The 5,706-nt window shown below is 38.3% G+C and carries 4 protein-coding genes; all 4 read left to right on the top strand.

Annotated elements, in window-relative coordinates:
* Positions 1 to 314: 314 nt before the first annotated feature.
* A complete protein-coding gene (gene rnhA / locus AB1414_14190; GenBank protein ID MEW6608572.1) occupies positions 315 to 1,064 on the top strand; it encodes a ribonuclease HI in 750 nt (249 codons plus the stop codon).
* Positions 1,065 to 1,624: 560 nt separating this feature from the next.
* Positions 1,625 to 4,258 carry a valine--tRNA ligase gene (locus AB1414_14195; protein ID MEW6608573.1) on the top strand — a complete coding sequence of 878 codons (2,634 nt, stop codon included), beginning with the start codon at positions 1,625 to 1,627 and terminating at the stop codon, positions 4,256 to 4,258.
* A gap of 152 nt (positions 4,259 to 4,410) precedes the next feature.
* A complete protein-coding gene (gene nadC, locus AB1414_14200; GenBank protein ID MEW6608574.1) occupies positions 4,411 to 5,256 on the top strand; it encodes a carboxylating nicotinate-nucleotide diphosphorylase in 846 nt (281 codons plus the stop codon).
* A gap of 49 nt (positions 5,257 to 5,305) precedes the next feature.
* Positions 5,306 to 5,706, top strand: a 401-nt coding sequence (locus AB1414_14205; protein ID MEW6608575.1) for an OB-fold nucleic acid binding domain-containing protein, incomplete at its 3' end; no start/stop codon positions are given.

Consider the following 5,706-nt stretch of genomic DNA (forward strand, 5'->3'; position numbering starts at 1 on the left):
GTTATCAGGTTATCGGTGAAGAGAAAACAATGGCCTGTTATCTCCGATTACTGATTACCGATTACCTAAGTAACATGCAACTTCAATCTTAACAGAGCACTATAATCTTTGCGTTCTTTGCGGTTAAAAAAGGATAAACCACTTAATCTTAAAAAAAACTTGAATATCGAGTATCAACTATCAACCATCAACCCTATTGCTATATCTGTTCTATGAGAATTTTTCGTTAATAACTATTATATGTATTTAGAGAACGCTGTACTAGCTGCGCCAAAATCGAGAAGGTATTCTGAAGACGGCGGGTTTTGTAATAAATGAACCAAAAAAAGAAAAAACAATACTATGTAGTCATCCAGGGGCATAAGCCGGGAATCTACGATAAATGGTATGGACCAGGCGGTGCCGCAGAGCAAGTTGTGGGATTTCCTGAATCGCTTTATAAAGGATTCTACACTCAGAAAGAAATACATAAGTGGTTGAAGGAAGTTGGTGAAACATCATTTCTATTGGAGCGTGTCCCTAAATTACTCGACAAACCTGCGTGTTCACCACTTGAAGATTCCAATGCTTTGATTAAAAGAAGAAAGGTAGTGATTTACAGCGACGGAGCGGCTATTACCAATCCAGGCCCCGGTGGTTATGGCGTGGTCCTCCTTCACAAAGGGCGGAGGAAAGAACTATCCGGGGGTTACCGTCTGACGACTAATAATCGCATGGAACTGCGTGGTTGCATCGTTGGACTCAAGGCTTTGAAGTTCAAGTGTTCAGTGGTTATCTGGACTGACTCAAAGTATGTAATTCACGGTATTACTAAAGGCTGGGCCAGGCGATGGCGCGCCAACAGATGGATGCGTAGTCCAGAAAATAAGGCCGAAAATCCAGATTTATGGGCAGAGTTACTTGAGTTGTGTGAAAGACACGATGTGAAATTTAGATGGGTAAAGGGACATAATGGCAATCCGCAAAACGAACGATGTGACCAATTGGCAAACGAAATGGCCAGACAAAGAGATTTGCCAACAGACGAAGTTTATGAAGCCATGAAAATCAAAAAGGATAGATAACCAATCGCTGAAGTTGACGGTGGGGGATAGTCGCACACCGCTTATTTCAGTCGTTAGAAAGTATTAAAAAGACTAAAAAGAAGTAACCGTTCACCGCAGAGACGCAGAGAAAAAATTAAAATCTATTTAACGAGAGACAGAAATTTCCTTTTTTTGTGCATTTTGGGTCTTTCGTTGTTTATTAATCTTTTAATACTTCCTTTTGACTAATTGTTTTTAAGCCTTTTTAAACACCGAAAAACGCGAGTAACAACCGTTCAGGTATAGATAAAAATATATCCCTATAACTCAAATCTCAAAACGCAAAACTCAAAACTACAACTAAAAACTAAAAACTTAAAACTAAAAAGGCTTCTCCATCAGTCGCAATAAATCTCAATGAATCTATTAGTTTTAAGGTTTTGAGTTTTGACATTTGAGTTTTGAGTTAATATTGTCCCATCTGATGGACACGGCTGAACGGTTACCAAAAAAAAGATATTTCCCTCTCTGTTTCTCTGCGTCTCTGCGGTAAAGGATTACTTGAACGGTTACAAAAATAAAGGTAAAGGACAAATGAAATGGATATTCCAAAATCTTACGACCCACATATAGTTGAAAAAAAATGGTATAAATTCTGGCAAGAAAATAACTATTTTTATGCCGATGCTAACTCTGATAAAAAAACATTTTCTATCGTTATCCCCCCTCCGAATGTTACCGGCTCTCTTCACATGGGCCATGCCTTGAATAATACCCTTCAAGATATTTTAATCCGATTTAAAAGGATGCAAGGATATAATACCCTCTGGCTTCCCGGAACAGACCACGCCGGTATTGCCACCCAGAATGTAGTTGAAAAACAACTTCGCCAGGAAGGTTTAAAAAGACACGATTTAGGGAGAGAAAAATTTATACAAAGGGTCTGGGAATGGAAAAGACAATATGGAGATTTGATTATTGAACAATTGAAAAGGTTAGGGGCATCCTGCGATTGGTCAAGAACACGATTTACAATGGATGAAGGATTATCTAAAGCGGTGCGAGAGGTTTTTGTCTCGCTTTATCAACAGGGATTTATCTACCAGGATTATTATATTGTAAATTGGTGTCCAGGATGCCAAACTGCATTAGCCGATATTGAAGTGGTGTATAGAGTTATAAATGGCCACCTGGATTATATTAAATATCCCGGAGACAACGACCAGGCAATAATCGTTGCAACAACAAGACCGGAGACAATGTTAGGCGATACAGCCGTTGCGGTTAATCCAGACGATAAACGATATAAACACCTGATTGGCAAGGAAGTGATATTGCCTATTTTAGGTCGAAGGCTTAAAGTCATAGGTGATAACTTTGTTACCCCTGAATTTGGCACAGGGGCAGTGAAGGTTACCCCAGCACATGACCCAAATGATTTTGAGATTGGTAAAAGGCACTCACTTCAGCAAATCAATATTCTCAATCCAGATGCCACAATGAATGAAAATGCAAGTCATTACCAGGGACTGGATAGATACGAATGTCGAAAAAGATTAGTCGAAGATTTAAAGGCACAAGAATTGTTAGTTAAAAGACAAGAATATTCCTACTCAGTCGGACATTGCTATCGCTGTGATACAATTATTGAGCCTTACTTATCCCAACAGTGGTTTGTCCGAATGAAGGAGCTGGCTAAACCAGCGATTGAAGCCGTCCAATCTGGTCGGACAGAGTTTATCCCTAAAAACTGGGAAAAGACATATTTTGAGTGGATGGAGAATATCAAAGATTGGTGCATCTCAAGACAGATATGGTGGGGACACCAGATACCTGTCTGGTATTGTCAAAAATGTAAAGCCACTTTAGTGGAAAGAGAGGACCCAACTAAATGTCTTAAGTGTGGCAGTAATGAATTGATTCAAGACCAGGATGTGCTTGATACCTGGTTTTCCTCAGCATTATGGCCATTTTCCACACTCGGCTACCCGGAAAAGACAAAAGACCTATCTACATTTTATCCCACTTCCGTGCTTTCTACTGGTTTTGATATTATCTTTTTCTGGGTGGCAAGGATGATGATGATGGGATTGAAATTTATGGGCAATGTCCCTTTTAAGCAGGTCTATATCCATGCCTTAATTAGAGATGCCGAAGGACAAAAAATGAGTAAATCCAGAGGCAATGTCATTGACCCACTGGAAGTAATTGATAAATACGGCACAGATGCACTTAGATTTACACTGGCAATTATGGCTGTGCAAGGCAGGGATATTCTTTTATCCGAAGAAAGAATCGAAGGATACCGACATTTTTGTAATAAATTATGGAACGCCGGCAGACTCATTTTGACGAATTTAGAAGATTATGTTCAAAATTCGGAATTCGGAATTCAAAATTCAAAAATTTTATCATTAGCCGATAAATGGATTCTAAGCCGACTTAATCAGGTAATCGAAAAGGTAACCGAGGGGATAGATTCATATCGTTTTAATGAATCTGCTCAAATACTTTATGACTTTATCTGGCATGAATACTGTGATTGGTATTTAGAATTAATCAAACCAGAATTAGGAGGGCAAAGAAGGAAGATAACACAACAGTTATTAATAGATACCTATGAGGCAATTTTAAGACTTCTGCATCCGTTTATGCCATTTATTACCGAAGAACTATGGGAGAAATTACCTGTTCACAAGACAACAAATTCTATTATGGTTACTCCCTGGCTAACATTCAATCCAGACCAGATAGATTTAGACTCAATAAAGGATATGGATTTGATTAAGGAAATAGTTGTTTCTATCCGCACGATTCGTTCAGAGATGAAGATACCCCCTCAAGTAAAATTTAAAACACTCATTATTAAAAGTAAACCCTTTGCCCCATTGGAAGAAAATATCGTCTATGTGACACTTTTGACTCATACGGCTGAAGTAATCTTTGATTTAGATGCCACCAGGCCATTTGGAGCCGCTGTAATCATCGTTAAAGGAGTTGACATTTATGTCCCATTAGCCGAAGTTGTTGATTTAGGTAAAGAAGAAGAGCGATTGAGTAAAGAACTTTCAAAGGTAGAAAAGGAATTAAACTTACTTGAGGCGAAATTATCCAATGAAGATTTTATCACAAGAGCCCCGGTTGAGGTGGTTGATAAAGAAAAAGAAAAGTTAGAATCTTACATCTCAAAACGCGATAAGTTAGTGATGAGTTTAAAATATTATTTTCATTAAGGGCAAACAGTATAAAGGGGGGCTGGGGGGTTGCAATCCTCCAGCAGGGGCTTGGGGACAGCGTCCCCAAAATATTATCCCTTTATTTATGTTCTTACTGGTGGCAATAAAAGTTGCCATCTGGAAACAAAAATTACCAGAGGCGTAAGACTATGGAATTATTGGACTTAGAAACTCTGATTGATACCGCTATTAAGGAAGATATAGGAAAAGGGGACATAACCACAGCCCTATGTCTGGCAAAAGAACCTGTAATTGAGGCTCAAATTATTACCAATGAAGAGGGTATTATTGCTGGTTTAGATATAGCGTGCATCGTCTTTAAAAAGATAAATGAAAAGACCAGATTTAAGAAAAAGGTAGAAGATGGAGAGTGGATTAAAAAAGGAAATGTCATTACTTCTATCAAAGGAAAGGCACAGGATATTTTAGCTGGAGAAAGGGTGGCATTAAATTTTTTACAACACCTATCCGGGATAGCCACATCAACCTTTAAATTTGTTGAGGCAGTAAAACCTTATCCGGCAAAAATCTATGATACGCGGAAAACTCATCCCGGTTTGAGAGCGATTGAAAAATATGCTGTCAAAATAGGGGGGGGAAATAATCACCGTTTTGGATTATATGATGGCATATTAATTAAAGATAATCATCTCAAAATCGCTGGCGGCGTTACAGCCGCTATCAAACAGGTTCAACTTAACCCACCTCGTGGAATGAAGATAGAGGTGGAGACTAAAAATTTAGATGAGGTAAAAGAGGCAGTTGCACTGGGAGTAGATGTAATTATGCTGGACAATATGAGTTTTGAGATGATTCGGGAGGCAGTCAAAATCATTAAGGCGGGCAATAAGAATATTTTGATTGAGGTCTCAGGCGGGGTCAGTCTAAAGAATGTCCATCAAATAGCCTCTACTGGGGTGGATATTATCTCGATTGGTGCTTTGACACACTCTTCTAAGGCATTGGATTTAAGTCTGGAGATAGTAAGCGTTTAGCCATCAGGTATTAGCAGTCAGGGATGTAAGATGAAAGGAGGAAATGAGTATGCCAAAACAATTTATCACTGAGTTAAAAGATCATGATGTGGTAAATAGTCAATTTATGGTTTATAAAAAGCAACTTCGGGATTTCAAAAATAAGCCAGGTAAGTTTCTAATGCTTGTCATTGGAGATAAAACCGGGCAGATGGAGGCAAAGGTGTGGGATAATGCCGAGAAGGTTGCCTTAAGGTTTGAAGAAGAAGATGTTGTTTTATTAGAAGGTCGAATTGAATTATTCAACGATAAATTGCAATTAAATGTAAGTAAGCTCTATAAGATAGATGCGTATGACATCGGTAATTTCCTGCCTGAAACCTCAAAAGATGTGGATAAGTTATTTGATTATATTAAGTCTATTGATATTCAAAACAAATATTTAAAATCCCTGCTTGACTCATTTCTTAA

Source organism: bacterium (assembly GCA_040755795.1).
Classification (GTDB): Bacteria; UBA9089; CG2-30-40-21; order CG2-30-40-21; family SBAY01; genus JBFLXS01.

What these genes read in the sequence shown, in the direction of transcription:
- nadC (MEW6608574.1), top strand. Translation starts at nt 4,411, where the DNA reads ATGGAATTATTGGACTTAGAAACTCTGATTGATACCGCTATTAAGGAA.
- AB1414_14195 (MEW6608573.1), top strand. Translation starts at nt 1,625, where the DNA reads ATGGATATTCCAAAATCTTACGACCCACATATAGTTGAAAAAAAATGG.
- rnhA (MEW6608572.1), top strand. Translation starts at nt 315, where the DNA reads ATGAACCAAAAAAAGAAAAAACAATACTATGTAGTCATCCAGGGGCAT.